Annotated in this window: 22 protein-coding genes and 1 tRNA gene; 12 read left to right on the top strand and 11 right to left on the bottom strand. The window is 59.8% G+C overall.

Annotated features, from left to right (window positions below; translation table 11 throughout):
* Window positions 1-5: 5 nt before the first annotated feature.
* The 6 genes from NW870_RS02100 to NW870_RS02075 all read right to left on the bottom strand — a co-directional run bounded on the left by NW870_RS02100 (window position 6) and on the right by NW870_RS02075 (window position 12,988).
* On the bottom strand, window positions 6-2,531 hold the full coding sequence (locus NW870_RS02100) for a Zn-binding domain-containing protein (protein WP_414373659.1): 2,526 nt from the start codon (window positions 2,529-2,531) through the stop codon (window positions 6-8).
* A gap of 23 nt (window positions 2,532-2,554) precedes the next feature.
* Complete coding sequence (locus tag NW870_RS02095; RefSeq protein WP_414373658.1) at window positions 2,555-5,053, bottom strand: DEAD/DEAH box helicase; 2,499 nt, start codon at window positions 5,051-5,053, stop codon at window positions 2,555-2,557.
* 268 nt (window positions 5,054-5,321) lie between these two features.
* Window positions 5,322-5,717, bottom strand: a complete 396-nt coding sequence (locus tag NW870_RS02090) for a PIN domain nuclease (protein ID WP_011433301.1) — start codon at window positions 5,715-5,717, stop codon at window positions 5,322-5,324.
* Between the two features lie 2 nt (window positions 5,718-5,719).
* Window positions 5,720-5,923 carry a type II toxin-antitoxin system VapB family antitoxin gene (locus NW870_RS02085; RefSeq protein ID WP_011433302.1) on the bottom strand — a complete coding sequence of 68 codons (204 nt, stop codon included), beginning with the start codon at window positions 5,921-5,923 and terminating at the stop codon, window positions 5,720-5,722.
* 43 nt (window positions 5,924-5,966) lie between these two features.
* Window positions 5,967-10,139 carry an Eco57I restriction-modification methylase domain-containing protein gene (locus NW870_RS02080; protein ID WP_414373655.1) on the bottom strand — a complete coding sequence of 1,391 codons (4,173 nt, stop codon included), beginning with the start codon at window positions 10,137-10,139 and terminating at the stop codon, window positions 5,967-5,969.
* Window positions 10,136-12,988: a helicase-related protein gene (locus NW870_RS02075; RefSeq protein WP_414357703.1), complete on the bottom strand. Its 2,853-nt coding sequence runs from the start codon at window positions 12,986-12,988 to the stop codon at window positions 10,136-10,138. Before NW870_RS02075 ends, NW870_RS02080 begins: the two co-directional genes overlap by 4 nt.
* Window positions 12,989-13,406: 418 nt before the next feature.
* On the opposite strand from NW870_RS02075, the gene NW870_RS02070 reads away from it, so the two are divergent.
* The 4 genes from NW870_RS02070 (at window position 13,407) to gap (ending at window position 16,403) form a co-directional block, all read left to right on the top strand.
* Window positions 13,407-13,742, top strand: a complete 336-nt coding sequence (locus NW870_RS02070; RefSeq protein ID WP_414357704.1) for a hypothetical protein — start codon at window positions 13,407-13,409, stop codon at window positions 13,740-13,742.
* Window positions 13,743-13,816: 74 nt separating this feature from the next.
* Complete coding sequence (locus NW870_RS02065) at window positions 13,817-14,635, top strand: ABC transporter ATP-binding protein (protein ID WP_414357705.1); 819 nt, start codon at window positions 13,817-13,819, stop codon at window positions 14,633-14,635.
* Window positions 14,636-14,711: 76 nt separating this feature from the next.
* A complete protein-coding gene (locus NW870_RS02060) occupies window positions 14,712-15,227 on the top strand; it encodes a Crp/Fnr family transcriptional regulator (RefSeq protein WP_414373653.1) in 516 nt (171 codons plus the stop codon).
* 156 nt (window positions 15,228-15,383) lie between these two features.
* A complete protein-coding gene (gap, locus tag NW870_RS02055) occupies window positions 15,384-16,403 on the top strand; it encodes a type I glyceraldehyde-3-phosphate dehydrogenase (protein ID WP_414373651.1) in 1,020 nt (339 codons plus the stop codon).
* A gap of 34 nt (window positions 16,404-16,437) precedes the next feature.
* Here gap and NW870_RS02050 read toward each other — a convergent pair whose 3' ends face one another.
* Window positions 16,438-16,998 carry a 2'-5' RNA ligase family protein gene (locus NW870_RS02050; protein ID WP_414373648.1) on the bottom strand — a complete coding sequence of 187 codons (561 nt, stop codon included), beginning with the start codon at window positions 16,996-16,998 and terminating at the stop codon, window positions 16,438-16,440.
* 59 nt (window positions 16,999-17,057) lie between these two features.
* Here NW870_RS02050 and NW870_RS02045 point away from each other — a divergent pair, with 59 nt between their 5' ends.
* Entirely contained in the window at window positions 17,058-17,507 is a 450-nt protein-coding gene (locus NW870_RS02045) for a (2Fe-2S) ferredoxin domain-containing protein (RefSeq protein WP_414331431.1), read from the top strand.
* Here the strand turns inward: NW870_RS02045 and NW870_RS02040 are convergent.
* Window positions 17,476-18,108: a lysophospholipid acyltransferase family protein gene (locus tag NW870_RS02040; RefSeq protein ID WP_414373646.1), complete on the bottom strand. Its 633-nt coding sequence runs from the start codon at window positions 18,106-18,108 to the stop codon at window positions 17,476-17,478. The two genes, NW870_RS02045 and NW870_RS02040, sit on opposite strands and share 32 nt — an antisense overlap.
* 87 nt (window positions 18,109-18,195) lie before the next feature.
* Entirely contained in the window at window positions 18,196-18,906 is a 711-nt protein-coding gene (locus NW870_RS02035) for a Uma2 family endonuclease (RefSeq protein WP_414330056.1), read from the bottom strand.
* A 152-nt stretch (window positions 18,907-19,058) separates the two neighbouring features.
* Here NW870_RS02035 and NW870_RS02030 point away from each other — a divergent pair, with 152 nt between their 5' ends.
* The 4 genes from NW870_RS02030 (at window position 19,059) to groL (ending at window position 22,899) form a co-directional block, all read left to right on the top strand.
* Window positions 19,059-19,538: a GNAT family N-acetyltransferase gene (locus NW870_RS02030; protein WP_414330053.1), complete on the top strand. Its 480-nt coding sequence runs from the start codon at window positions 19,059-19,061 to the stop codon at window positions 19,536-19,538.
* A gap of 11 nt (window positions 19,539-19,549) precedes the next feature.
* Window positions 19,550-20,665 (top strand): NAD(P)/FAD-dependent oxidoreductase, encoded by a 1,116-nt coding sequence (locus tag NW870_RS02025; RefSeq protein ID WP_414357710.1) that lies wholly within the window; start codon window positions 19,550-19,552, stop codon window positions 20,663-20,665.
* Between the two features lie 88 nt (window positions 20,666-20,753).
* Window positions 20,754-21,080 (top strand): 30S ribosomal protein PSRP-3, encoded by a 327-nt coding sequence (locus tag NW870_RS02020; protein ID WP_414330048.1) that lies wholly within the window; start codon window positions 20,754-20,756, stop codon window positions 21,078-21,080.
* A 199-nt stretch (window positions 21,081-21,279) separates the two neighbouring features.
* Window positions 21,280-22,899 carry a chaperonin GroEL gene (groL, locus tag NW870_RS02015; RefSeq protein ID WP_414373643.1) on the top strand — a complete coding sequence of 540 codons (1,620 nt, stop codon included), beginning with the start codon at window positions 21,280-21,282 and terminating at the stop codon, window positions 22,897-22,899.
* Between the two features lie 33 nt (window positions 22,900-22,932).
* Here the strand turns inward: groL and NW870_RS02010 are convergent, their stop codons facing one another.
* Both NW870_RS02010 and NW870_RS02005 read right to left on the bottom strand, forming a co-directional pair.
* Window positions 22,933-23,328 (bottom strand): DUF4346 domain-containing protein, encoded by a 396-nt coding sequence (locus NW870_RS02010; RefSeq protein ID WP_414373641.1) that lies wholly within the window; start codon window positions 23,326-23,328, stop codon window positions 22,933-22,935.
* A 185-nt stretch (window positions 23,329-23,513) separates the two neighbouring features.
* Window positions 23,514-24,146 (bottom strand): DUF4384 domain-containing protein, encoded by a 633-nt coding sequence (locus NW870_RS02005; RefSeq protein WP_414373639.1) that lies wholly within the window; start codon window positions 24,144-24,146, stop codon window positions 23,514-23,516.
* Between the two features lie 260 nt (window positions 24,147-24,406).
* Between NW870_RS02005 and NW870_RS02000 the strand changes: the two genes are divergently transcribed.
* The 3 genes from NW870_RS02000 (at window position 24,407) to NW870_RS01990 (ending at window position 25,279) form a co-directional block, all read left to right on the top strand.
* On the top strand, window positions 24,407-24,844 hold the full coding sequence (locus NW870_RS02000) for a tetratricopeptide repeat protein (RefSeq protein ID WP_414373638.1): 438 nt from the start codon (window positions 24,407-24,409) through the stop codon (window positions 24,842-24,844).
* Between the two features lie 85 nt (window positions 24,845-24,929).
* Window positions 24,930-25,014, top strand: a tRNA-Ser gene (locus NW870_RS01995).
* Between the two features lie 70 nt (window positions 25,015-25,084).
* Window positions 25,085-25,279: a hypothetical protein gene (locus tag NW870_RS01990; RefSeq protein ID WP_011433320.1), complete on the top strand. Its 195-nt coding sequence runs from the start codon at window positions 25,085-25,087 to the stop codon at window positions 25,277-25,279.
* The last annotated feature ends 67 nt before the right edge of the window (window positions 25,280-25,346 follow it).

Here is a 25,346-nt window from a genome sequence, read left to right as displayed (position 1 = left end):
TTTTCTCAGTTCCCCTGGCCAAACACTTCTGGATAGCGAGCCAGTTGCTCCTGAAGATTCTGGTCGTAGCGCAGGACAATCACGCGGTAGCCGCCTTCTAGGAGCTGAGCCCGCAGTTGGCGATCCTGCTCGGCTCGAGTTGGCTCATCGTGGACTGCGCCATCACAAAAGACGCAGATATTGGGGTCATAGAAGAAATCGACAACACAGCGGGGCTCACTGATGGACTTCTGGGCATCGTCAGGCAATCGATACCCTCCTTCTGCCAGCGCCTCGAGAAACCTGCGCTCCAGTTCAGACCGAGGGTCAACGAGCTGGCGTAGCCAATCCAAGTGCTCTTGTCGGGAGCTGCCTGGGTCAGTGCGACTGTGGGCCAGCTCACCCAAAAGATCCCGAATCTTGTATCGGTCAAGCTCCAGCGCTTCCCTCTGGTTGGCATAGCTCAGCAGGCACTCATAGCAGGCTGCCCGGCACTCAGGCCGGAGATCTTGAACCCCGGCCTCTGAAAGTCTGAAGTGGCAGATCTCCAGAGACGCCTGAGCCACCTCCGCAAGAGCCTCTGGCTCCTCCACCAGCCGACGCAGGACGCCGGCTCCTCCTTCTGCCGTCTCATAGAGGAGAATAGCCCGATGGGATCCCTGGCCAATGGACTCGGCGGCTAGCTCCGACTCCTCCAGCTCGAAAGTCTCTTCGATCCCCCGCTTAAGGGCGTAGCGCAGGCTGGTCTCCAAGGTCTGGGGATCCCCTAGACCTGGTTGAACCAGGCGCACCAGCAACAGGTTTTGAGTACTGCGCACCGCCAGGCAGACGCGCTGCAAACGTGTTGGGTCGGAAGAGCCAGTTCTGCTCTGCTGGATCTGAGTTCGAGAGAGAACTTCGCCAGTGTCAAAGTTGACCAAAAAGCCGCGCCCTCCACTTCCCCGCCAGCCGTGGTTGATGCGTAGCAGGGTGGCCGCCGGGGCATAGCGCAACTGCAGCAGGGGAGTTTGTCCGCTCAGCACATCAGCTTCTTGGACGCGGTAGCCAGAGCTTTCGGGAGCAAACTGGAAGAAGGTCTGCAGCTCGTAGCCTTGCCGCCGCCGCTCCTCTTCGTCAGCTGTGATGCGATCCCGCCGCCGCATGCGCACATTGGGCATTTCCAGAAGCTGGGTAAAGAGGCTGTTTTGCCCATCGAACTGGGTGCCGCAGACGGGGCAGCAATCCAGGTGGGGATCGGCAAAGGCCCCACAGCTAAAACAGAGCTTGTGGCTACTTTTGCGCTCCTCCAGGCCGCCGGGCGGAGCCTGAAACGCCACTGCTTCCCACTGGCAGCCCTCATGGTAGAGGAAGTTGTGGGGAGCAAACTCGCGGATAGCCAAAAAGCGAGGCCGGGCGATGAACTCGCCCTCGCTGCCGCGGGGCACCCAGGCCCGCACCGGCAAGGCAGGGAAGTTGTAGCCGGGCAAGAAGCCTTCGCTAGCCAAATAGCGGTAGGGATAGAAGTCGCTTTCCTCCCGCTGGGTTCCAATCTGCAGCAGCAAGTTGCGCTGGCGCAGGGCTTCTTGCTGGCGGCGCTCGGCTTCCTGTTGGTCTTTCTTTTGGCGAGTCGTCTGGAGCTGGCGGTTAGCGGCTTCCAACTGCTGCGTGGCAGCCCGATAGAGCTCTCGCCAGCGATCGAAAGCTCGGTCAAAAGCCTGGGGTGCCTCTTCAATGACCTGCTGAAGCCAGCGCTCGCTAAACCAGCCGCTTTTATCTAGGAGTTGGCGATCGGCGGCCAGCAGCTTCTGCACCTGCTCCTTCACTTGTTGGCGGGCAGACTCCTCAAGTTGGATTTGCTGGGCCACTGTCTCCCTGAGGGGCAGCTCTTCCCGATCCGCGTCAATGACGGTTTCAATGGAATTGCCTAGGGGCAGGCGCACCTGAGCCAACCAAACGGCGTGGATGTGAGCGCGCAGCAGCGATTCGTTGGCTAGATCCAGGCGGGGAGGGCGCACTCGACCGGCCACCATCTCGGCGCGGCGGCGGAAGTAGTACTGGTCGTGGCTGTTGAAAGCACTGCAATACGTTACGATTAGCCCCGGTTGCCCCTGGCGGCCTGCGCGTCCACTGCGCTGAGCGTAGTTGGCCGGCGTTGGAGGGACGTTGCGCAGATGTACCAGATCCAAATCGGCAATATCGACCCCCAGCTCCAGGGTGGGCGAGCAGATTAGGTAGGGAAGGCGGCGATCCCTCTCCTCGCCGCGAAAGCGCCTTTCTCGCCGCTCCCGCTCTCCTGGCCGAACCACTTGGGCAGTGTGCTCCCTAGCCTCCAGGGATCCTAGCCCTGCTGCCCCGGCTCGGTAGAGCTCCTGAAAGAAGGGGTTGATGGGACGGCGGACAGAGGTGTAGCCCTCCTGCTGGGCGCTGCGGGAATACAGAGGATCCGGCGGCGGCAGGCCATCCCCCAGACACCAGCGCAGACAGCCGGCGTCTAGCTGGTATGCTACCTGGCCATTTTCCACGTGGCGCCGTAGCAGGCCCTGTCTGACCAGGAGAGACAGCAGGGACTCCAAAAACCTGTCGTAGGCTTCTTGGTTCAGATCAAGGCGCCAAGGCGCCTGCGGAGGAAGCGACCAATGGTGCTGCGGGGGCCCAGGCTGAGCATTTGCCCGTTTTCCCGGGAAGGGTTCTGGCGCACAAAGAAGCGAGCCGTCCGCAACTCCTCATGCTCTTCCAGGCCCCAAAACTCATTGAGATATTGCTGGGCGCGCCGGCGCAGCCTTCTCTGGGGCTCTGCCTTGAGCACGGGCACATCGATGGCCAATTGGCGCCGAAACTGATCCAACAGAGCCCGCAGCAGTTGCTCTTGCTCCTCAGGGCTGGCTTGGGCAAACCAGGGGTGAAGGGAAGCCAGGGCTGAATTTTGGCAGAGCTCCCCGAGGCCGCGGTACTCGATTTTCAGCAGGCCCACCTGTTCCAAGTTGGGGTGGGTAACCCGCCAGCCGCGCCGCAGATCTTCATAGAGCCGGTATTCGGTTAGCTCGCTAAAGGTCTGCCACACTTCCTCGGCACTGGGCGAGTCGGGATCCAAAGCCGGGTTTTGGGCAATGTCGGCAAGCTCCAGGCCAGAAGCCCGCACCACTTCCTGGGCCACCTCGTCAAAGCCCAGCTCTTTTTTCTTGAGGAGGGCAGCATAGAGCGAGGCCCGCAGAAGGGCCACATGCACAAAATCGTTGAAGTGGCCGGCCTGCAGGGAGGCGTCCTGGCGGTTGTCGGTAAAAGTCAGCAGCTTGCTGCAAGCGGCCTGGGTTTGCTCGGCATGGCGCAGCAGGGAGGTGGCAAGGATGGTGGTGGCGCTGGAGCGGCCTTCGCTGGAGAGGGAAGCCAGCTTGACAAACTCCCGCTCGCGGCCCCTGTAGTACTCGCCGCAGGCCAGGCACAGGGAAAAGGGGTGGGGCTGCCACCACATCTTCTGCGCCTCCGCCTGGGGGTACTCGGAAAAGGAGCCATCCGGGCGCACCCAGACGGCTTGGGGGACGCGCTTTCCCCAGTTGGGCCTGAGTCTGCCCTCAGGGGTGTACCAGTCTTCGGGGATCTGCTCCAGCGACCACTCGTTGTCAATGGGATCCAAGCTGAGGTAGCCGGCCTGCTGGTCTTCGCCTTCCTCAACCTCTTCCCCCAGAGGATAGGGCAGGAAGTGAGTCTTTGACCTGAGGACGTGGTAGTAGTCCTGGCCACAGTGGCGGCAGAACTTGACGGGGAAAAACAGCTTTCCTTCCCCTGCTTGCACTTGTCCTTCCAGGGAAAACTGCCGCTTGTCCCGACTTTCCAGGGTGGCATAGAGGGTGCGGCCCTGGGAGATAAACTGGTGCAACTTCAAGGCCGGGCCGCGGCTAGAGCCCTCCCGCAGGCTGCTGGCGTGGGCCAGAAACTGGCGTAGGGACTCGGTGCAGCTCTCAGGGGTAGTGCTGGTCAGCTCTGCCAGTTGGGCGGCCACCTCGGAGAGCTTCCTGGGCACGCGGCGCTTGATGCCGTCGGGACTTAACTCTAGGCCCAGCTCGTACTCCAACCAGCGCATCAAGGGGTGGCGGCGCAGGCTAGCTAGGTCGGTGGGCCAGGGGGGATCGAGGGCGGGTTTGAGCTCTTCAGGTGAAGGCGGGCCACCTTCGCTCAAAGGGGCCAGGGTCTCCTCGATAATCTGCTCCGGTGTGAAGGGATGGCCAAAGAAGCGGCTGGCGAAGTCGGCCACGGTCTGGCGGCGCTCCAGGGCACTGGCCTCGGGGCGGGAGATCATGGTGGCGCTGGTGCCAATGTGCACCAGGTTCTTGGCGGCGCAGCGTCCCTTGAGGCGGCGAACCAGCATGGCCACGTCGGCCCCCTGCCGACCCCGGTAGGTGTGCAGCTCGTCAAAGACCAGAAAGCGCAGGCCGTTGGGGCTGAGGAAGCGCTGATCTTCGGGGCGCACCAACAGTAGCTCGGCCATCACGTAGTTGGTCAGCAGGAGCTGGGGTGGATCCCGCCGCAGGTTTTCCCGCTCGCTTTCCTCGGTTTCGCCGGTGTATTTGGCAAAGCGCAGCGGAAAGGGGCGACTGTAGCGGCGCTCATACCGCTGGCGGAGATCCTGTAAAGCCTGGTACTGGGAGTTCACCAGCGCGTTCATGGGATAGACCACTAGGGCCGTCACCTGGCCCACGGATCCCCCCTGGCGAATCCAGTTGTCAATGATGGGCAAGAAGTAGCAAAGGCTTTTGCCAGAGCCGGTGCCGCTGGTAACGACAAAACTCTTGCCTGCTAGGGCCTTGGCAACAGCTTCCTCCTGGTGGCGGTAGAGGCGGAAGGGTCTGCCATCCTCAAAGCGGAAAATGCGGGCTGTTTCTTGGGCAATGCGCCCCGCCTCGGCCAACTCGTCAACGGTTGGACCAGATACATAACTAGGGCTGAGCTGGAGGAGGGGTTCTGGCCAGAGGTGGATCCCTTCCTCTAGAGCTTGATTCACAAAGGCTTGCGCCCGTTGGTCGCCAATGAGAAAAAAGGAGCGGACAAAATCGCGATAGTCGTCCAGAACAGTGGCGTGGAGATCAAAGATGGTGGACATCGAATCTGCCCTTAAGGCCCGCTTGGTTAGCTCAAGCCTAGCTTGAAGATGCCGCAAGTGGTGTTTGAAACCGCACCCACCAAGATCTACGGCCCGCTGAACGGCAAAAAGATATCTCCGAAGTGGGATCGGCAATGCGCCAGCTTCCCCCACACCTCCAGTACCCGCCGACGGCTGCAGCGTTCTCCGAATGCAGGAACCAGAATCCCTTGCCTTTAGGCAGGGGGTATGTCAAGAGAAAACTGGTCTGCAGAAGGCCACCTCTGCCTCATGGACGAATAACCCGCAATCCTAGATGCGCCTCGTAGCCATCGAAGTCACTGTCGTGGTGGAGGAGCGGAACATTGTTCTCAATGCACCAAGTGGCAATCAAACTGTCTATTGTTTTGCGCACCGTCACGCCTTTGCGACGCAACAAGCGAAAGTTCTGCGCACTTTTCACCGCCAGGGAGGGGTTAACCATTTGCACCTGATGCAATTTCACCAGAGCACAGCGAGCCTGCTCGAAATCGGCATCTTTGCGAAAGCCCTGCAAGACTTCTGCCAAAATCAGGTCGCCCACCAGGATAAGAGTTTGATCCAGGGCCCAATCCAGATAGTCGGTGTGAAGCGATGAAATGCCGTTGAAGTAATCAATCCAGATGGTGCTGTCCACCAGGATCATCCTCAGTCCTGCAGGCACGACAGGCGTTGCTGCTGCAAATTGCCCTCCCATTTCAACTTGCCGCGTAAGTTGCGGATCTCAGCTTGCTCGTGTAGGCGAATCAGGACACGCAGCGCTTCGTGAATCACCTCGCGCTTGGTCTTGAGGCCGGTTACCTGGCGGGCACGCTCGATCAGGTCGTCATCCAGGACGATGTTGGTGCGCATGAGGAGCCACTTGTGTGTATAGAAATGCAGATCTATGTGTATTCTAAGCTTTTGTTGAGTGCTGCGCCAGCTTCTCCCACGCCTCCAGTACCAGCCGCCGGGTGCGGTATTCGCCGTATTGACCTATCTCCTTCTCCTTCAGCACGCGAAAGGTTTCGCCGGGGAAGGTGCTAGCAGCAGCGCGGGTAGCGTAGCCAGCCGGGTCGAGCGGGTCTGCCACCTCTTCCCGCGGGTCGAGTATGTCTTCCAGTTCGCGTTCGGTGAGGTCTGCCGGGTCGAGGATGTAGCGCAGTTGCTTGCGGGTGAGGCCGTAGAGCTGGGCGTAGTACGCATCGAGTTCGGCACGCAGCACCGCGCGGTGCGTATCGTCCCAGCGGAAGGGCGGAAAGGGGATGCCTTTCTGCGGGTTGGTTTCGATCTCCGGGTAAGCGCTGATCCAGGATGGCAGGCGCCCTTCATGCCTGCCGACAGCAATACGGTTTGCATCCCACGCAGCATGGATGGCTGCCCGCAGCCCGTCATCAGCTTCGTTCCACACATCGTCGGCGAAGGGCTTGAGATCCCAGGCAGTATAGGTCAGTTCCAGTGCGCGCGGCACAATGAAGGCGAGATCGGCGGGGGTGTAGGCAGTGGGGGGAAAAATAGGGAGTTGGCGGAGGATGAAGAAAGTAAGATGCGTCCCACCAATTTTCTGGCGCAATGCCCAATCAAAAATCAGGACATTTAGATTGGCTAGAAAACACGAGAGATGAATAGCCGAAATCTCACCCGTAAGGACTATGGGCATCGTATGTCCTACCCCAACTCTGGGCAGCAGGCTGAAGATGGCGGTGCGCTCGTTAGTGGCGTTAGTAACATCGCGGAATCCCACCAACCACCCACGCTGCCAGTCGCCCAGGCGCTTCGTTACTTCTTCAGCGGGCACCCAGTACCAGGGCAGAACGACGAAGTGCGGATCGGCGTGCTGGCGCTCGTCGGGGGTGGGCAGTTGGGTGCTGGAACGCGAATCCACTCCTTCATACGTGCCGTAGCGGTGGTCGTAGTGCCAGATCATTTTGGCTTCGTAGAGCGGGAGGTAGTGCGTTGCGGTGGATGGCTCACCCCTGACAAACACATTCCCCACCAACCGATACCCCTGCTGCTCCAATTCTGCCCGTGTGCGGAAGAGGTGCGAGTCAGAAGACATATTGAACAACCCCTGCTTAAACTGCACGCCCCAGGGGTTGACCCTCACCCCCAGCCCCTCTCCCGTGGGGAGAGGAGAGTCGTTCACCAGCACTGGCACGCGCTGATAGATGGCGCGGGTCAGGTCGGCGTCTTGCTGGGTGCGGAAAACGGGCAGGGTGCGGGTGTTGGGGTTGATGCGGGCAATGTCGTCCGCTGTGAGGGTGAAAACGCGACGCGGGTCGCGCAGGTGATCGGCATGGGTGGCAAAGAAGGCGAAGACCATCGGCGCCGCTTCGCACACGCCGGCTGGCGTCGGTTGCCACGATCCTGCCAGGGTGAGGAGGCAGAACTTCATGCGGCTATCCACTGCCGGAAAGAGTCGCTGGCGGTTCTCAAAATCGAACAGACTTGCCAGTTGCCCCTTGCCTGCCAGATCGGCGAAGAAGAACTGGTTGGTCGCGTCGGTGGCGATGCCGGTGGGGACGATGATGCCCGCCCGCCCCCGGATATTGAGCAGGCTACGCACCCGTTCGGCAAAGACCGAGTAGGTGTTGATACGGCCGCGGCCGGCGAGGGGATATTGACCACTGCCCCGTAAAAAGCGGCTGGTGCTTTCGGCGCCGTGCAGGGCACGCTGGTAGTCGTGCCAGAGGGCGGGGTTGGTCTTGGGTAGGTCGGCGATCAGCCGTTTGCGGGCGGCGGCATTAGAGGCGCGGGCGATCTGGGCATCGCGGCTGGCGAAGAATTCCTGCTCTTCCAGTTGAATTTGCTCCCAGGGCGGGTTGGAGAGGATCACATCAAAGCCGCCACTTTCAAACACCTCCGGGAACTCCAGCGGCCAGTGGAAAAACCGGTTCTCGACGGCGAGGGCCTGAGCAGTGGCAAGGGCCTGGGAGGGGGTTCTCTCCTGCAGTCGATCAGCCACGGCTTGGGTGGTAATGGCCCTAGAGAAGTCAGGGATCAAGGGCTGGAAAAAAGCGGCTGTCCACAGGTTGCAGGCTTCCACTAGCTTTTGGTGTTGCGGGTCTTGGCAGTAGCGGCTGTAGAGCTGCTGCTTGCGGCTAACCTCTGCCGGGGAGTTGTCTGGAATGGCTTCTAGCTTCTGTCGCTCCTGGCTAAGCTCAGCCACCACCTGGTCAGTGTCAAAAGCAAGGGAAAGCTGCCCTGTTTGCAAACTCTGGCACTCGGTGCGATTGCGCTGCTTTAGCGAGCGGGCAGCCTCCTTGGAGTCAGCGCTAACCGGGGTAAAGGCTTCATCGGGGATGCCCTTTTCCAAAATCGCCAAATCCAAGACACCCACCAGCGAATCGCCGCACTTGATGTGGTGATCCAGGAAGGTGAGGGGCTTGCCGGCGCAGTGGGCCTCCAGCCACAGGGCCACGCGGCAGAGTTCCACCGCCAGGGGGTTTTTGTCCACGCCGTAGATGCAGTGCGCCACCACATCGCGGATGGCCTCGCGGACACGCTCGGGGGCGGGTTCCTCTTCGCCGGTGCGGATCTTTGCCAGTTCCTTGCCCAACCTGCGGGCGGCAGCCAGCAGAAAGTGTCCCGATCCGCAGGCGGGGTCAAGGACGCGGAGGGAGAGCAGGGCCTGTTCGGCATCCGCCATTGGCTTGGCTTTGGCCAGCCGCTCTGCTAGAACCGGTTCCAGCGCCGAGCGGATGAGTTCTGCCACCAGCTCCGGCGGGGTGTAGTAGGAGCCGGTGCTCTTGCGCTCTGACCCGAAGGCCAACTCAAAGCGGGGGATCCTTCCCGAGGTGTCAATCTGAGGGTGGTATTCGAGCAGGCTTTCATAGACCGAGCCCAGTTCCTCCACATCCAGCGCCGCATAGTTCACGCGCCGAGGTGAGGCGGAAGCATCTTCCCGATAGTAGGATAGATGCCAAAAGGCCTCCAGCAGAGCCCGATTGCTGAGGCTGTAGGTATCTAGATCGAGGGGAGCAAAAAGCTCGCCGTTAAGAGGAGAGACCTTCAACAGGTTGGCCAGCTCTTCCTTCGAGAACACCCTCCACAGCACCCGCAAGCTGCACCAAAGATCCTCGTGTTCGGTATAGGCACTCTGCCGATCCAAAAGCCGCCGCAACCGCGTCACGCTGTAGTGATCCCGGTAGAGAGGATTGTCGCTAATCAGCCCCCGCTCCTCCGAGACCAGCAAAAACAGAAAGCGATAGACCAAGCGCAACAGTTGCCGATAGAACTCCTCTGGGGTGAGAGGCTCTGAGCTGCCGGCTTTCGGGTCGATCCGCCTCCGCAGGTCAGTGTTGTTGGAGCGCTCCAGAAAGCCGTTGGCCAAGCGCTTCAGACATTGCTCCACACCATCCCGCAGCCGATCCCGTACCCGCCCCCCCTGTTCCAAGGCGTCCCGGTAGTACTGCTCCAGCAGGCAGGTTGGGGCATCTTCAGCCCTGTGCGGCAGCCGACTGCGGTGCAGCAGCCGGTAGAGGATGGCAAAGTCGTTAAAGCGCTGCTCCTCCAGGATTTGCTGCAGGTCAAACTCGGCGTAGGCTTGGCGACGCACGAAGGTGCAATCTCGCAAAAGGCGCAGCCTCAGGCCGTTGCTCACAATGCCCCAGAGGTGATCGCTGCGGTTGAGGTACTCCTGCACCAGCGAATGGGGCGCAAGTCTTGGTCGACCGCTGGGAGCCAGACGCCCCAGCTCCTGCCGAACCCCGACAATGTGGACTGGCGGTGCATCCTCCGCCTCTCCGGCGCGATGCGAAATGGCAAACGTGGCACCGTCTATTTCGTAGGCGCGCGCGTTGTAGCGCAGCTCGTACCCCAGCAGGCTCAGAAACGGGATCAACCAGACATCGCGAGTAACCGAGGTGGCCAAGTCGCTCTCCGGCAGGCGCTCTAGGCGACGCCGGAAGATCTCCCACTGGGCGCGGGCCTCGGCAAAGACGCCGGCAATCTCATCCGTCAGGCTGCGCCGGTTGTCCAGCCCAAAGTCTTTCGGCTTCTGCCCAGTAAGCTCGCCGGCAAGGAGCTTTTCCAGCGTATCGGGGCCCAAAAGCCCCCCTTCAAGGCGTACGGCAGGGAACTGGCTCATCGCGACACCACAGGTTGCAAGACAAGGAGTCCCAGAAGATCGGGAGGAAATTGCGGCTTGACCGCCAGCCCCCGCACCTGCAGTGCCACCGCCTGACAGACGCGTTTGTGAGCAGCAGTCAGTTCGTCCGCGCGGCGGACAATTCGATCCCGGATGGCTTGTTGCAGCAAGTGCCCTGTGCCCCAGGCTTCAGGGGGATCCCTGTGCCAGTCTCCAAGGTTGCTGAGCACCCGTCGGATTAGCTCCTGCTTCTCGGCCAGAGGGGGATTGTCATCCGGCTGGGCTTCTGCCAGCAGCCGCAAGGCATCGCCGGTCTCCAGCCACTGGGGATTGCTGCCTCCCAGGCCAACATAGGCAAGCACCAGGACTTCTTCCGATAAAAGGGATCGGGCAGCAGGTTGCTCGACCAGGTAGCGTATACGCAGCAGCAGGATGGTCGTGAGTTTGGTTACGGCACGGGTGCGCAGGACGCCGCAGCGGGAGACCACCCTGCTATTGGGGCTGGGATCGTTCAAGGCTGCCTCGAAGAGGTAGCGGGCCAACGTGGCTACGAAGCGGTGGTTTCGGCCAATGTATTCCGCCCCTTCAGGCGTGGGCGAGTCGAAGCTGATGAGCCACCGACCGTCCTTGGGGGAGGGCAGGGCCAACTTGACCAGTTCAGGCAGGGTTCTGGTCGCCTCTGGAGTGATGCTCGCCCGAAAGACACCCGGTCGGTTGTCCGGGGAAACAGGCAGACCAATGCGCTCTGCTGCCGCCAGGAGGAATTCGCGCACAGCCGTGGGATCCCCTAGCACAGCATCTGTGGCCTCAACTTCCCGCTGCACTTCTTCGGGCTTGAGCGCCCGCTGGGCAAACCGGGTGCGATTGATCTGCTCGCGCTCGGCGTACTGTTGCCACTGCCGATGAAACTCTTCCACTTCTGGCACGCCAAGGTCGAGCACAAGCTGGCGTTCGGCAGACCAGCGTCCCCTGCGCAGGAAGAGGGCTTCAAGAACGGCCTGCGTGACGCTCTCGCTGGCTTCCGGCACAGGCACATGGGTGCCCAAGGCGCGGTGGATCTCCCGCGCTTTGTTGAGCAGCACCTCAAGCACCACGCCGTCTATGGGGTTGTCGCGCCCAAAAAACCGAATGACCCTGACCCGCCCGGCCTTTTGGCCGTAGCGATCTACTCGGCCCTCCCGCTGCTCCAGCCGATTGGGATTCCACGGCAGGTCGTAGTGAACGACAGCCGTAAACTTCTCCTGCAGGTTCACCCCTTCCGAGAGGCAGTCCGTTGCCACAAGCACCCGAGGACGGTTAGGTTCGATTTCGGCAATTTTCGCTTCCCGCTCATCGTCGCCCATGCGACCGGTGACCCACACCACTTGGGCTGTGGTTTCCAACGACTGGCGCAGGTGGTCTGCAAGGTACTCCGCCGTAGCGACATACCGGCACCAAAGGATGGGATGGAAGCCTTCCTTCAGCAGATCCCGCACAATCTTGATGGCCCGCTTAAGCTTGGTGTCGTCGTCCGTGCCGTAGAGTTTGTTGGCCAATTGAGCGAGTTCGCGCAGCTTGCGGCGGTCTGCTTCTTGTTCTTGCAGAGTTGCGCCGGTGGCCTCGAGAGCCAGAGTGGGCGATTCGTCGTCGGTGCGCCCTTCTGCCGACTCGAACACCAGATGCCCAAATTCCTCGGTCTCCTCTTCGGCCAGCGGTGCTCCAGCCCGATGGGTCAGCGCTGCCAGGGCTGCTGCTGGGCTGGACATAACGCAGCGTAAGAGCGCCAAAGCGCCCCAGTAACGCACCCGCCGCTGGCGCTTTTCCAAATGTTCGCCGGTGCGCACGATTTCCGAGCAAAACGCATAGGTGCGCTCGAACAGCTCACGATTCCGCTCAGAAAGAGTGTAGGTTTCATCTACAGATTCCCGCGTTGGAAAACAGGCAGTTTCTTCCCAGGTCTGAGCAATATCCCGCCGCGTGCGCTGGACGAAGTGACGAGCCAGTTTGATGCGTTGATCCTCATTGAGGGCTTGGGGATCCCAGGCCCCAAACTCAGGGCGCAGCAGTTCCAGCAAGGAACGAAAGGCGTCTTCGATACCACTGTGGGGGGTCGCCGTCAGCAGGATCAGATGTCGGTCGGGCTTTTGAGCGATGGCTTTTAGAAGGGCATGCCGTTCCTGCTGGTTCCTGCCAGGATGGGCTGCTGTTGCCCCGTGAACTTCGTCGGCAATGACTAGCTCAGGACAGAATTGCAAAAACTGGTTTCGGTTGCGCTCCGTCTTGATGAAATCAATGCTTGCCACCTGGACGGGGAAGTGTTCGTAGAGGCTGCGCCCTACCGGCGTTTGGCGCTCAAGCTGCCCGACGGTTCCGGAGCGGATGACCACCGCTTCAAGGTTGAACTTCTCCGCCAATTCCTTAGCCCATTGTTCGCACAGGTAGGGTGGGCACAGGATACAAAAGCGCCGGATTTCGCCGCGATCCAGAAGTTCTCTGGCAATCAGCAGAGCTTCGATGGTTTTGCCTACGCCAACGTCATCGGCGATAAACAGCCGCACGGGATCCAGACGCAGGGCCATCAGAAGGGGCACAAATTGGTACGTCCGTGGCCGGATGGAAATGCGCCCTAGGGAGCGAAGTGGGGTAGCCCCCTCGCGCAGCGTAAGCCGTGCAGCTTGCCAAAGCAGACGAGCGCTTGTGGCGTCGGAAACGTCCTCGGCTGTGGGCAGCGGGAAGGATGCAGGCGTGACTCGCTCAAACGGCAGGGTACCGCCCACCAGACCCATCAGTTCCCGGTGAAGGTAAACCACGTCCTCCGGGGTGCCGGTGAGGGGGCGGAGAACAATGGTCTCGTCCGTGTCTGCGGGCATCACAACCCATTCGCGGTTTCGGCAGCAGACAATCGATCCAGGATGCATGCAGCCTCCATCGGGGGCGCACTAAGATAAAGCTAAGTAGCCTCACACCCATCCCTCTTCGGCGTTGGCACGAGTAGGGCCGTGGTTTCTTTCCTAACCTACACGCAGTACCACCTGAGCTGTCAGTGGCTTCATCAGCAGGGAATCTGGGACATAGTCCGTGCTCTGGCGGAGAGAAACCACCTTTCATTATCTTTTTTGATTTTTTGATGATGTTGCTCGTCTTGCCCCACAACAGACGTGCAGAGCATAGCTTTGCAAGAGTTAGCGCCTCGGCTTGTAAGGTGGAGCGATCGGTTGTGTTAGTCTTAACTCCACAGGGAGCGATTGGGCTGCTTTTCGGCCCCGTGCTGAGTTCTAGAGTGGGCACATGAGCGACAAACAGTTGGATGATTTGCAAGAGGCCATGAGCACCGCGGGTCGCTCAATCAAGAAAGCAGCCCGACGGGGAGCCTATGAAACTGCCCAGGCCATCGGAGAGGAGCGGCGGCGCATCCGTATTCGCACCTTGGATGGCACCGACATTCGCGGCGAGGTGTTTCTGGAGGGGACGGAGTTCGAGCGACGGGTCTCCAGCTTGCTCAACGACGAGCGCACGTTTGTTCCCTTAACCGACTCAGAAATGTTTATCAATGGCCGCCGTGTTGCCCATGCGGAGTTTATCTGCGTCAACAAAAACGCCATTTCCTACGTGCTTGAGGAATAGGCACCCAGTCAGGTCTGTCAACTAACCGTTTGGTTTTTTGGGGTGGATGGCTGTTCTGACCTTTGTCTTCTTTCATGAACCCTTCCCTTGTCTCTGACGGATTACAGGCCGGTGAGGTGGGATCCCTGGTCAGCTTGCGTGGGGTTGGCAAGCGCTACCCCAGCCCGTCTGGGGAATTGGTGGCGCTGCGGGATATCAATCTGGAGGTGCAGCGGGGCGAGTTTATCGCCTTGATTGGCCCTTCCGGTTGCGGCAAAACCACGCTGCTGCGTATTTTGGCGGATCTGGAGCAGCCCAGCGAGGGATCCGTGTCCATTGCAGGACGAAGCCCCCGACAGGCCCGGCAGGAGCGGCTCTACGGCTATATTTTCCAGGCCCCGACCCTGCTGGAATGGCGCACGGCTTTGCAGAATGTGATGTTGCCGCTGCAGGTGATGCACCTCTCCAAACGAGAGCGTCAGGAGCGGGCCAAAGCGATGTTGCAGCGGGTGGGGCTGGGGAACTTTTTGCACAGCTACCCCTGGCAACTGTCTGGAGGTATGCAACAGCGGGTTTCGCTGGCGCGGGCCTTGGTCTTTGACCCCGAGCTGCTGTTCATGGACGAGCCCTTTGGGGCCCTAGACGAGATCACCCGCGAGAAAATGAACCTGGAGCTGCTGCGCCTCTGGGAGACTACCCAAAAAACCGTCTTTTTCGTTACCCACTCCATTCAAGAGGCGGTATTTCTCTCCACCAGAGTGGTGGTGATGACCCCCAACCCCGGCCAAATTGCCAAGGTGATCCCGGTAGATCTCCCCCAGCCACGCGGCTTCGAGACCTGGCGCTCCACCCGCTTCTTTGAGCTGACAGGAGCAGTGCTGGAAAGCTTAAGGGAGGTCTTCCGCCAGGACTGACCCCCTGCAAGTCAATTCCAGCAAGGGTAGGATGAGACAGAGCCGGCCTCAAGCCCCCCTTGGGATCACCGACGCGATGAGCAGCACCCGTTATCCGTTTGAGCGTGTTCGCGAGCATTTGCTCTTCCAATCCTTGGAAGATGCCGAGTGGAAGGCATTGACGGCTGCCCTGTTGCCCAGCCGCTTTTCCCCAGGCCAGGTGATCTTCCAGGAAGGGGATCCCAGTAGTGACCTGTACATGATCCTCAGTGGAGTGGTGGAGCTGCGTCGCCAGTACGTGCGACATCCGGGAGATTATTGGCTGGCCACGCTGCACGCCGGGCGCTTGTTTGGGGAACTTTCTCTGCTGACGGGGCGGCGGCGCTCCTTTACGGCAGTGAGCATGACCGAGGTGCAAACCCTACGCCTTTCCACCGAAGGGCTGATCCTGCTGCCCCTGGAAGTCCAGGTGAAACTCTACCGCGCCTGGAGCCAGATCATCAGCGAGCACCTTTACTGGCTGGATAGTATGTTCACGGATCTTCTGGAGCAGCGAGGGGTAGAAAATGTGGCCTCGGCTATGGCTCTGCTGCACCAGCGCTATCCCGCTTGAAAGAGGCTCAATCCCTGCTCCGCATAGGTTTGCAGGTCAACGTCCACGAAGACAACCCCTTGGATCCCAAATTTTGTCTTCAGAATGTTCAGGGGTTGCGATATCATGTGCTAAGCAGCAGCCCCCAAGAGATTTCAAGCAGCGAGGTCAGGAGCAGTGGTTAGGGTAGCCATCAACGGGTTTGGTCGCATTGGTCGCAACTTTTTGCGCTGTTGGCTGGGTCGCTCCCAGTCCAACCTGGACATTGTTGCCATCAACGACACCTCAGATGCTCGCACGGCTGCCCACCTGCTCAAGTACGATTCCATCCTTGGGCCGTTGCAGGGAGCAGACGTTGAGCCTGCAGAAAACGGTTTGGTGGTGAACGGCAAGCACATCCATGCCGTTTCCGACCGCAACCCCAGCAACCTGCCCTGGAAAGAGTGGAAGGTGGATCTTGTTATCGAGGCTACAGGTGTTTTTGTCGACTACCAGGGCGCCTCTAAGCACATAGAAGCGGGAGCCAAAAAGGTGGTGATCACCGCTCCGGCCAAGGGGGGAGACATTCCCACGTTTGTCTACGGTGTTAATCAACACACCTACGACCCGGTGCGCCACAACATTGTCAGCAATGCCAGTTGCACCACCAACTGCCTCGCCCCGATCATCAAGGTGTTGCTGGACAAGTTCGGCGTCCTTCGCGCCACCATGACCACCACCCACAGCTACACCGGCGACCAGCGGATTTTGGATGGGGGCCATCGTGACCTGCGGCGGGCCCGGGCAGCAGCATTGAGCATGGTGCCCACCACCACGGGGGCTGCCAAGGCGGTGGCTTTGGTGATCCCGGAGCTGAAAGGCAAGCTGAATGGGGTGGCGGTACGGGTTCCCACGCCCAATGTGTCTCTGGTGGACTTGGTGGTGCAGACGGAGCGGCGCGTGATTGCCGAAGAGGTAAACGCTGCCCTGAAGGAAGCCTCGGAAACCACGATGAAAGGGATCATCGCCTACTCGGATATTCCCTTGGTCTCCATCGACTACCGCGGCCACGACTGCTCGGCCATTGTGGATGCGGAGATGACCAGTGTGCTGGATGGGGATCTGGTCAAGGTCATGGCTTGGTACGACAACGAGTGGGGCTACTCCCAGCGGGTGTTGGACTTGGCGGAATACATGGCCGCTCACTGGGTGGAGTAGGCTGCTTTGGTTGGCAACCCTCTTCTGTTCCCCATTATTCCCCCATCGAGAACTGGGCAAAAACCTGCCAACGTTTGCCGTCGTGGAGGAGGAGCGTCAAAGCTGACGCTACAAACGCACTCTGGAAAGAACGCGTCTTGAACTCTGGCCAGGCGGCGCGAAAGTGGGCGGGGGTTAGGTCTCGGAAGGCCACGGTTATGTGGGGCACAAACGGACGGGCTTGAGCGGTCGTTTCTTTCCGGTTGAGAAGGAGCCCCATGTGGTGATGGGCTTGAGCTTGTAGCTGCTGCAGTTCTGGGGAGGGCACGACGTGAATAAAAATGACACGCGGCGCGAAGGCCCCAAAGCCGGATAACTGGATGGCGACGGGAGTTTGCTGCTTGGCAAAGGCCTCTAAGGATCCCGTCAAGGCCGGCAGATCGGAACTGGGCCACTCGAACGGCGGCACCAGAGTGATGTGGGGAGGCGAGCGCAGGGCCGCTTGGCTGGCAAATTGCTCGGCAAACTGCTGTTTGATGGCTGTCACCTGCTCTTGCAGTGCTGGAGGGGGGAGCAGAGCAAGAAACAGTCGCTGCTTGGGGTTATCCACCAGCATCGGTAAGAACCTAGAGAACAGGGGATAATGCAACTGTAGCCAAGCCCAAACATCTTGTTATGTCGCGTCCTGTCGCTTCTTCCCCTATCCTGGATCCCTCCTCGGCAACCGGATCCCCAGGCCAAGCGCCTCAGCCGGCTCCCATTCCGCCCTACCAGTGGCATTTGTTCCTTTGTGCAGATCAAACCAAGCCCAAATGTTGTGAGAAAGCCGTGGGATTGGAAGCCTGGGACTATTTGAAATCGCGGATCAAGGAATTGAACCTGGAAATCGGGAGCGGGGGATCCCTGCGGGTACACCGCACCAAAGCCAACTGCCTGCGGGCATGCGACTATGCTGTTCCTGGCCCTGTGTTGCTGGTCTATCCCGGTGGGTTTTGGTACCACTCGGTCACGCCGGAGGTGGTGGAGGAGATTCTTCAAAAGCACATCTTGGGAGGGATCCCTGTTGTTGAGTATCTGGTAGCCCAAGATACCCTCAGCGCCCCTGATCCAAAAGGGCATGGATAGCCTGCACGCACTCTGCCGTCACCTGCTGCAAATCGGCCTTATCGCTGGAAGCAGGGGGGGGAATCACGTTGCCAATGCGCACCGTGATGGGGCAGAACAAGCGCGGCCACCGGGATCCCTTGGGCAAGACCTTTTCCGTGCCCCAAAGGGCTACAGGCAGCAGAGGCGTTTGGGTGCGGGCTGCAACCAAGGCCGCTCCCAAGTGGGGCTGAGGAATGCGGCCATCGGGGGTACGAGTGCCATTCAAAAAGATCCCTACCGCCCATCCCTGCGCCAAAGCTGCTTCTGTGGCTCGCAAGGCAGCGCGGTCGGAGCCGCCTCTTTTGACCGGATAGGCCCCGTAGAGCTGAATCGCTTGCTTCAACCCCGGCACCCGAAACAGCTCTTCCTTGGCCATGAAGGCCACCGGACGGCGCACCGCATTGGCCACCAGCGGCGGATCCAAGTGGCTGGCGTGGTTGCTGACGACGATGAGGGATCCCTGGCGAGGCACGTTTTCCTGCCCATAGGTGCGCCCAAAATACAGTCCCCGAAACAAGGGGTTGACCACCAGCCACTTGAGCAGCCAGTAGGCCAACCAATCCCGGCGGCGATAACCCATCTGTGAGTCCAACGATCCCTGCCACTCCGGCAGCAGTTCCCTCTCTGAGTGTAGTGGAGGGTGGGTGCTGAAGGGGATCCCTGGGCTTCAGCTCTCCAAATCGGGATCCTCACCCAAAGCCCGCAATCTTGCCGCCAGACGCTCCGCCCGTTGATGTTCTCGCTCCGCCCTTTGGCGTTCTTGCTCGGCCCGTTCCCGCTCCAACTCAGCCCGTTCATCGCCGGTCAGCAGCAACTGCCCTTGGGCATCACACCAGCGCAGCCAGCGAGCTTGTTTCCCCTCAAAAACGCCTTCCCACACCGTCAGGCCCAGCCCCACCTGTTCTAGCCAGGTCTCGGTCATTTCCGCGTAGTGGCGGCCCCGCAGTTCGAAAATGCGCAACTCCTCTGGCCCCAGCTCATGATTGGGATCGAAGACCGCGTAGTAGCTAACTCGCATCTGCTCATAACGGCTCAGCTTGCCTTCCAGCTCGTCGCCTTCGCGGTTGGAGACGATCTCGATCACCACATCCGGCGGCTTGTCAAATTGCCAGAGCAGGTAGCAACGGTTTTGCTTCTCCCACCATTGCTCCGGCACCGTGACGTCCAGGCTGAGAAAAACATCCGGCACAATCGGGGGCCGACCGATGGCGGTGTAGATGCCTACATTTGCCGCTGCTAAAAAGGTTTTGCCGCGCAAAGCGCTGTAGAGAGCCCCTGTCAAGAGGCGCTGCTGCTTTTCGGAGGCAAAGTTATCCACCGGGGTATCATCCTCTGTTACGAGATCGGCGACGTCGGGAACCAGCAGTTCAGTATCCATGGGCAGATGGGGTTGGGGATGCTAGCGATCTTAGCTGCTCACCTCAGGGATCCTCTGCTCCCTGAGAAACAGAGAAAACAGAGTCCTCGAGCAAGCCCAGGTACAATCGAGAAAGCTTTACTTAACGATGATTTCTTTTTCTTCGCTGCTCGATGCAGATCGACATCCGTCCTGCGGAAAACTCGGACAGTGCGGCTCTGCTCCACATTTTGCAGGTGGTCTTTGCGGAGTATCCAGGCTGTGTATTGGATATCGAAGAGGTGCCGGAGTTGCTTCAGCCTGCCACAGCTTTCGCGGAGATGGGGGGATCCCTTTGGGTGGCGCAGCATCAGGATCAAGTGGTCGGCTGTGTCGGCCTTGTGCCCGATGGGATCCCTGGGCGCATGGAGCTGAAAAAACTCTACACTCTGCCCGCAGTGCGCGGTCGGGGTTTGGGTCGGCGTTTGATTGAACAGGCCGAATTTGCGGCTCGGCAGCAGCAGGCGGACTCTCTGCATCTGTGGACAGATACTCGCTTCACGACGGCTCATCGGGTTTATGAGCGGCTCGGCTATGTGCGTCTGCCGGAAATTCGTGAATTGCACGATCGCAGCAACTCTGTGGAGTATCACTACGAAAAGCGTCTCCGTTGAGGGTCGGGCTGTTGAACTGTGATGCGTTGGTGATTGGCTGTGGAGTGGTGGGCTGTGCCATTGCCTACGAATTGGCCACAGCTGGGCTGTCGGTCATTGGAGTGGATGCCGGGGAGCCGGCCTCAGGCGCCGCGGGCGCGTCGCTGGGGGTGTTGATGGGGATCTGCAGCCGCCAGCCTAGCGGGGAGGTGGTGCAGTTGCGTCTAAAAAGCCTGGAGCTGTTCGATCCCCTAATCGCGCGGCTGGAGGAAGACCTGGGCCGGAGTTTGCCCGTCAATCGGCGCGGCATTCTCAAACTCCTCAGGGAGGAGGAAGTGGAAGCTTGGCAAGAGACCCTGGCGGCCCGCCGACAAGCAGGTTACCGCCTAGATCTGCTCAGCCCTGCCGAAGTGGGATCCCTGCAGCCCGGCCTGCGCAGCGACCTGGCGGCGGCCATCTACTCTCCCCAGGATCGACAAGTCCAGCCCAAGCTCCTAACCCAGGCTCTCTTGGAAGCAGCCCAACGCAAGGGATCCCGCTTTTTCTTCCACCAGCCTGTCCAGAAGATTCAGCGCAGCTCGGATCCCCCCTTTCGCCTGCAAGCGGTTTACACCCCCGCTCTCACCCTCTCGGCAGGTCACGTCATTCTGGCGGCAGGTCTGGGCAGCTCCCCTCTGGCCAAAGAGCTGGGGTTGCAGGTGCCCCTGCAAGCGGTCAAAGGCCAGGCCCTGCGGGTCAGAGCTCCCGGGATCCCCCTGGGGCCCGTGGTCACCGACGCGGATCTGCATCTGGTTCCCCTGGGGGATGGATCCCTGTGGGTGGGGGCAACAGTGGAATTTCAGGCCCCTCATCCCGAGCCGACGCTGCTGGCGCTACAAGATCTGCTGGCCCGCGCCATCCGACTCTGCCCGGCTTTGGCCGAAGCAACTTTGTTGGATCATTGGGCCGGCCATCGGCCTCGACCAGTGGGACAGCGCGCCCCCATCCTGGGTTGGGCTCCTGGCTACGCCAATCTGCTCATTGCCACCGGCCATTATCGCAATGGAGTGTTGCTGGCCCCGATCAGCGCCGCCATCCTGCGGGACTTGGTACTGAAAGGGGAAACAGCCCTCTGTGATCTAGGGCCCTTTGCCCCCAGACAGGGCTGAGCCCGTATCCATCTTCCGGCTCTCGGCCCGCCGATGGACAGGACATATGTCAGAATGAAAGGCTGCCTGGTTAGGATCGGATCGTCCGTTGAGTAGCCCAAAGGAGAAGAGAGCCTTGCCGAAGTTCGCCCTAAAAGCCCTCTGGTTGGAAAACGATTTGGCTATTGCCGTCGATCAGGTGGTGGCCAAAAACCGCAGCCCCCTCACCCACTACTTTTTCTGGCCGCGGGATGACGCTTGGGAGCAGCTTAAGGCTGAGCTGGAAAGCAAAACCTGGATCAGCGAGGTGGATCGCATTGAGCTGCTCAACCGAGCCACCGAACTCATCAACTACTGGCAAAACGGCGGGCGCAACCGCCCCATCAGCGAAGCCCAGGCCCAGTTTCCCGACATCCTGATCGGCGGCAACTCCTAGCCCTCTCCCCCCTGTCAGCCAAAACGTGACTCCGGATCTGCCCATCTTGCTCAGGCTCCCGTCTTTGAGCTAGATTGGCACTCGGGAGTTTAGAGTGCTAACTCCCTGCTAGCCGAGCCGGAGGATTCCTGGGAACCCCACTCCGCCTGGCAGTACCCAAAGTAGGAGCCCAGTCAGACTTACGAGGATCGCGGATTCTATGGCAAAGCGGATTCTGTTTAGAGAAGAGGCCCGCAAGGCATTGGAGCAGGGCATCAACCAACTGGCGGATGCAATCAAGGTTACGATTGGCCCCAAAGGACGCAACGTGGTCTTGGAGAAGAAGTTTGGTGCCCCCCAAATCGTCAACGACGGGGTCACGATTGCCAAGGAAATTGAGTTGGCCGATCCTTTGGAGAACACAGGCGCCCAGTTGATGCGGGAAGTGGCCTCTAAGACCAACGATGTGGCCGGAGATGGTACCACCACAGCCACCATCCTGGCCCAAAGCATGGTGCGGGAAGGGCTCAAAAACATCTCGGCGGGCGCCAACCCTGTGGCTCTGCGGCGCGGCATTGAAAAGACCACTGCCTACTTGGTGGAGCAAATTGCAGCTCATGCCAAGCCTGTGGAAGGCCGTAAAACCATCGCCGAAGTAGCCACTATCTCTGCTGGCAATGACAGCGAAGTGGGAGAGATGATCGCCAAGGCCATGGATGCTGTAGGGCGAGATGGGGTGATCACGGTCGAAGAATCCAAGTCGCTGGAAACCGAGTTGGACGTGGTGGAGGGGATGCAGTTTGACCGCGGCTACATTTCCCCCTATTTCGTCACAGACTCGGAGCGGATGGTGGCCGAGTATGAGAATGCTTATCTGCTGATTACCAGCAACAAGATCTCCAGCCTGCAAGATCTGGTGCCCATCCTAGAGCGGGTGGCCCGCGAGGGTCGGCCTCTTCTGGTCATTGCGGAGGATGTGGAGGGAGAGGCTCTGGCCACATTGGTGGTGAACCGCCTGCGGGGGGTACTCAATGCGGTGGCGGTCAAGGCTCCGGCTTTTGGGGATCGGCGCAAAGCCATGCTGGAAGATATCGCCATTCTCACCGGCGGACAGCTCATCTCTGAGGATGTTGGCATCAAGCTGGATAAGGTCACCCTGGACATGATGGGGGTGGCCCGCAAGATCACCGTCACCAAAGACAAGACCACCATTGTGACCGATGGCAGCACCAAGGCGGCGGTGGAAAAGCGAGTGGCTCAAATTCGCAAGCAACTGGAAACCACCGATTCCGAGTACGACCGCGAGAAACTGCAAGAACGCATCGCCAAGTTAGCCGGGGGAGTGGCGGTGATCAAAGTGGGGGCTGCCACTGAAACAGAACTTAAAGATCGCAAGCTGCGCATTGAGGATGCCCTGAATGCCACCCGAGCTGCGGTGGAAGAAGGGATCGTCCCTGGCGGCGGGGCGACGCTATTGCACCTCTCCAAAGGGATCCCGGCTTTCAAGGCCAAGTTGAATGCCGAAGAACAGGTGGGGGCAGAAATTGTTTACCGAGCCTTGCAGGCCCCTCTCTTTCAGATTGCCCACAATGCCGGTCTGGAAGGGTCAGTGGTGGTGGAAAAGGTTTTGGAGAAGGAGATGCCCTTTGGCTTCGATGCCCTGAGCGGAACCTATGTGGATATGTTTGCCCAGGGGATCGTCGATCCGGCCAAAGTGGTGCGCTCAGCGCTGCAAAACGCGGCTTCCATAGCCGGAATGTACCTCACAACCGAAGCGATTGTGGTGGAAAAGCCTGAGCCCAAACCGGCGGCTGGCTCTGGGGCCAAGGGGATGATGTAGTCTCAATGAGCTCTGGCCCTGCTTGGGAAGGGATCAGTCCTGGATGTACTCCTCGCCGGAGATGAGGGCGGCTTCGGCTTTTTGAAACTCCCTTCCCAAGTAGGCCGCATGGCTGAGCTGGGAGACCACTCTCTCCTGCTCCTTTTCAAAGATCTGTACACACAGTTCTTTGGCCGTGCGCCCAACATACACCCGTTCAGGGGATCGGTTGACGGGGCCCTTTGCCGGGATCACAGCTCCTGTTTCCGGATCGGTGGCCAGCCCCCGCTCATTGATGACGGTGCTGTAGTACTTGGCGCAAATGAGGTTCTGCTCCCGATCCAAGTAGATGACGAAATAGCCCGCCGGATCCAGATCCAGGGGTCGGCGGGAGAGATGGTCGTCAATACTGCGAATCTGCTCGCTCAGGGGATTGGAGGAAGGGGACATAGAACGGCCGACCAAAACCGCACAGGAGAAACGTAGCCGAGACTACCTTTGGCTGCTCTCATTGTGGCAGATGAACCCAATCTTTAGGCAACCTTTGGGAGAGTTGACTCCCTTCCCGGCCTGGTCATGCACCCAATCCAATGGGATCCTGTGCGGGCCATCCACCTGAGGTCTCAGAGCTTGGATTAGCGCGGGGCAACCCGATAGAATCGGGTGGCCGTCACCCACTGGTCGGAAGGGATCCCCTCGACGATGATGGCGCGGGCAATGGCATTGCCCAGTTGGGATCCCCGCACCCGCACATCGGCAAAGGATCCACTCTGCTCAAAAGAGGCGATCTCCTGGAAGTTCAGCGGACGGGGGGATGCCACCGCCAACACCTGGGCTTGACCGAAAGGCGGAGCGATGGTCAACCGGTAGCTGGCCCCCGGCGGTGGGAAGGTGCGCACTTCTCCGGCCCGCAGAAACTCGTTGCCGCCGGAAAAGCGGTTGGGCAAAATCAGGTGAGTACGGCCATCGGCTTGGATGCTGAACAAGTAGACGTAGGCATCGCGGTTGGTGCTCAGGGTAATAGAAATCGGCTCGCCAGGCCGGTAGATGGGGTTAGACCCGCGCCGATCCAGCTCCAGATTCACCCGCAGGTCGGAAGGAACGGGGTTGACGATGATGGAGCGGGTGCCAGCATCCAACTGACGGGTATCGGCCAGTTGCAGCCTCTGTAAAGGAGGGTAGATGCCCAGGGTTTGCGGAAAAACGGCGGTGGCCGGAGCTACAGACAGCCCCAAAGCCAGCGGTAGGAAAAGCAGTTTGGCGTTCATGGTTCACAACCGATCAATGGCTATGTTCATCCTAGGAAGGGGCACAGGTTGAGGGGGTCAGGCTTTGCGCAATCTCCAATCTCCTGCCGCGGCAGTTTCTCCTGCTGCAGATGGCATCACCCAGGGGGAAAAGACGCTGAACCGGCAGGGGCACAGCTCTGTTCTCGGCATCTAGGATGGGAATTGGGGGCAACACGTTTGGCAAGGGTTAAGCTGCAAATAACCTCACGCCAGGTTCCCATTCAACCCCAAACTTGCTCATGGCTCACGATAGCTACCAAGAGGGCATTGCAGCGGTACAAGCGGGCGATTTCCAGGCTGCCATCCGGGCATTTCGGCAGGCGGTTGCTTCCGACCCAACCCATACCGAAGCTCGTTACAAGCTGGCCTGGGTACTGGGCATGAGCGGCTATCTGGATCCGGCCCTGACAGAGCTGGAAGCCGTTTTGGCGGCAGATCCCAACCATGTGGCAGCCCATTACAATCGAGGGGCCCTCCTCTTGCAAAAGGCCCAACTGGAAGCCGATGAGGATGGACAAATCGATCTGGCCGTTCTGCAACAGGCGGAAGCAGCCTTTCAAGCGGTGATGCGCTTGGATCCCACCGACCAACGGGCCTTTGCCTTCCTCAATTTGGTCAAGCGGGCCATTCGCAACCATCAGGCGTCCACTCAGGTCTCTAGCGGCAGTGGCGGGTAAATCTGTGGGGGTTGTGGTCGGCAGCGATTGCACAGCCAGAAACCCATTGCGTAACATAAGTAAAGCCTGGGGATCCCGGCAATTTGGAGAGGTGTCCGAGCGGTTTAAGGAAGCAGTCTTGAAAACTGCCGTGGTTGACGCCACCGTGGGTTCGAATCCCACCCTCTCCGTTTATCTTGAGGTAAAGCCCAACGGGTCGAAGCTACAGAGATTCACTGGCCCAGAGGGGGAGCTATCCACATGACCATCCTTGATTTATCGACCTTGACCACTCAACAGCTCAAAGACATAGCTTGGCAGTTGCGGGGCACTCCCGCAGTGGAGCCCATCTATCGGGAACTGGGATCCCGACCCAAGAGCATAGTGATTGCACCTGAAGATCCCCAGTGGACAGAAAAGGTTAACCAAATCCTCACAGAGGGATCCCCATCCTGACCGTCGCATCCCAAACAAGGCGGGACATGAATATCGAACAGCCGCCCTTGCCTGCCTGTGTCAGCTC

Origin of the sequence: Synechococcus sp. R50.1 (assembly GCF_047462115.1) — a bacterium.
GTDB lineage: Bacteria > Cyanobacteriota > Cyanobacteriia > Thermostichales > Thermostichaceae > Thermostichus.
Note: the sequence above shows the minus strand (reverse complement) of the source record. Positions and strands in the feature narration are given on the sequence as shown.

Bases quoted from the DNA above. Each gene is read 5' to 3' on its own strand.
- NW870_RS02035 (WP_414330056.1), bottom strand. From the start codon at position 18,906: ATGGATACTGAACTGCTGGTTCCCGACGTCGCCGATCTCGTAACAGAG.
- NW870_RS02090 (WP_011433301.1), bottom strand. From the start codon at position 5,717: ATGATCCTGGTGGACAGCACCATCTGGATTGATTACTTCAACGGCATT.
- NW870_RS02005 (WP_414373639.1), bottom strand. From the start codon at position 24,146: ATGAACGCCAAACTGCTTTTCCTACCGCTGGCTTTGGGGCTGTCTGTA.
- NW870_RS02010 (WP_414373641.1), bottom strand. From the start codon at position 23,328: ATGTCCCCTTCCTCCAATCCCCTGAGCGAGCAGATTCGCAGTATTGAC.
- NW870_RS02070 (WP_414357704.1), top strand. From the start codon at position 13,407: ATGAGCGACAAACAGTTGGATGATTTGCAAGAGGCCATGAGCACCGCG.
- NW870_RS02075 (WP_414357703.1), bottom strand. From the start codon at position 12,988: ATGCCCGCAGACACGGACGAGACCATTGTTCTCCGCCCCCTCACCGGC.
- NW870_RS02060 (WP_414373653.1), top strand. From the start codon at position 14,712: ATGAGCAGCACCCGTTATCCGTTTGAGCGTGTTCGCGAGCATTTGCTC.
- NW870_RS02095 (WP_414373658.1), bottom strand. From the start codon at position 5,053: ATGTCCACCATCTTTGATCTCCACGCCACTGTTCTGGACGACTATCGC.
- NW870_RS02000 (WP_414373638.1), top strand. From the start codon at position 24,407: ATGGCTCACGATAGCTACCAAGAGGGCATTGCAGCGGTACAAGCGGGC.
- NW870_RS02045 (WP_414331431.1), top strand. From the start codon at position 17,058: ATGTCGCGTCCTGTCGCTTCTTCCCCTATCCTGGATCCCTCCTCGGCA.
- NW870_RS01990 (WP_011433320.1), top strand. From the start codon at position 25,085: ATGACCATCCTTGATTTATCGACCTTGACCACTCAACAGCTCAAAGAC.
- NW870_RS02040 (WP_414373646.1), bottom strand. From the start codon at position 18,108: ATGGGTTATCGCCGCCGGGATTGGTTGGCCTACTGGCTGCTCAAGTGG.
- NW870_RS02030 (WP_414330053.1), top strand. From the start codon at position 19,059: ATGCAGATCGACATCCGTCCTGCGGAAAACTCGGACAGTGCGGCTCTG.
- NW870_RS02085 (WP_011433302.1), bottom strand. From the start codon at position 5,923: ATGCGCACCAACATCGTCCTGGATGACGACCTGATCGAGCGTGCCCGC.
- NW870_RS02050 (WP_414373648.1), bottom strand. From the start codon at position 16,998: ATGCTGGTGGATAACCCCAAGCAGCGACTGTTTCTTGCTCTGCTCCCC.
- NW870_RS02065 (WP_414357705.1), top strand. From the start codon at position 13,817: ATGAACCCTTCCCTTGTCTCTGACGGATTACAGGCCGGTGAGGTGGGA.
- groL (WP_414373643.1), top strand. From the start codon at position 21,280: ATGGCAAAGCGGATTCTGTTTAGAGAAGAGGCCCGCAAGGCATTGGAG.
- NW870_RS02080 (WP_414373655.1), bottom strand. From the start codon at position 10,139: ATGAGCCAGTTCCCTGCCGTACGCCTTGAAGGGGGGCTTTTGGGCCCC.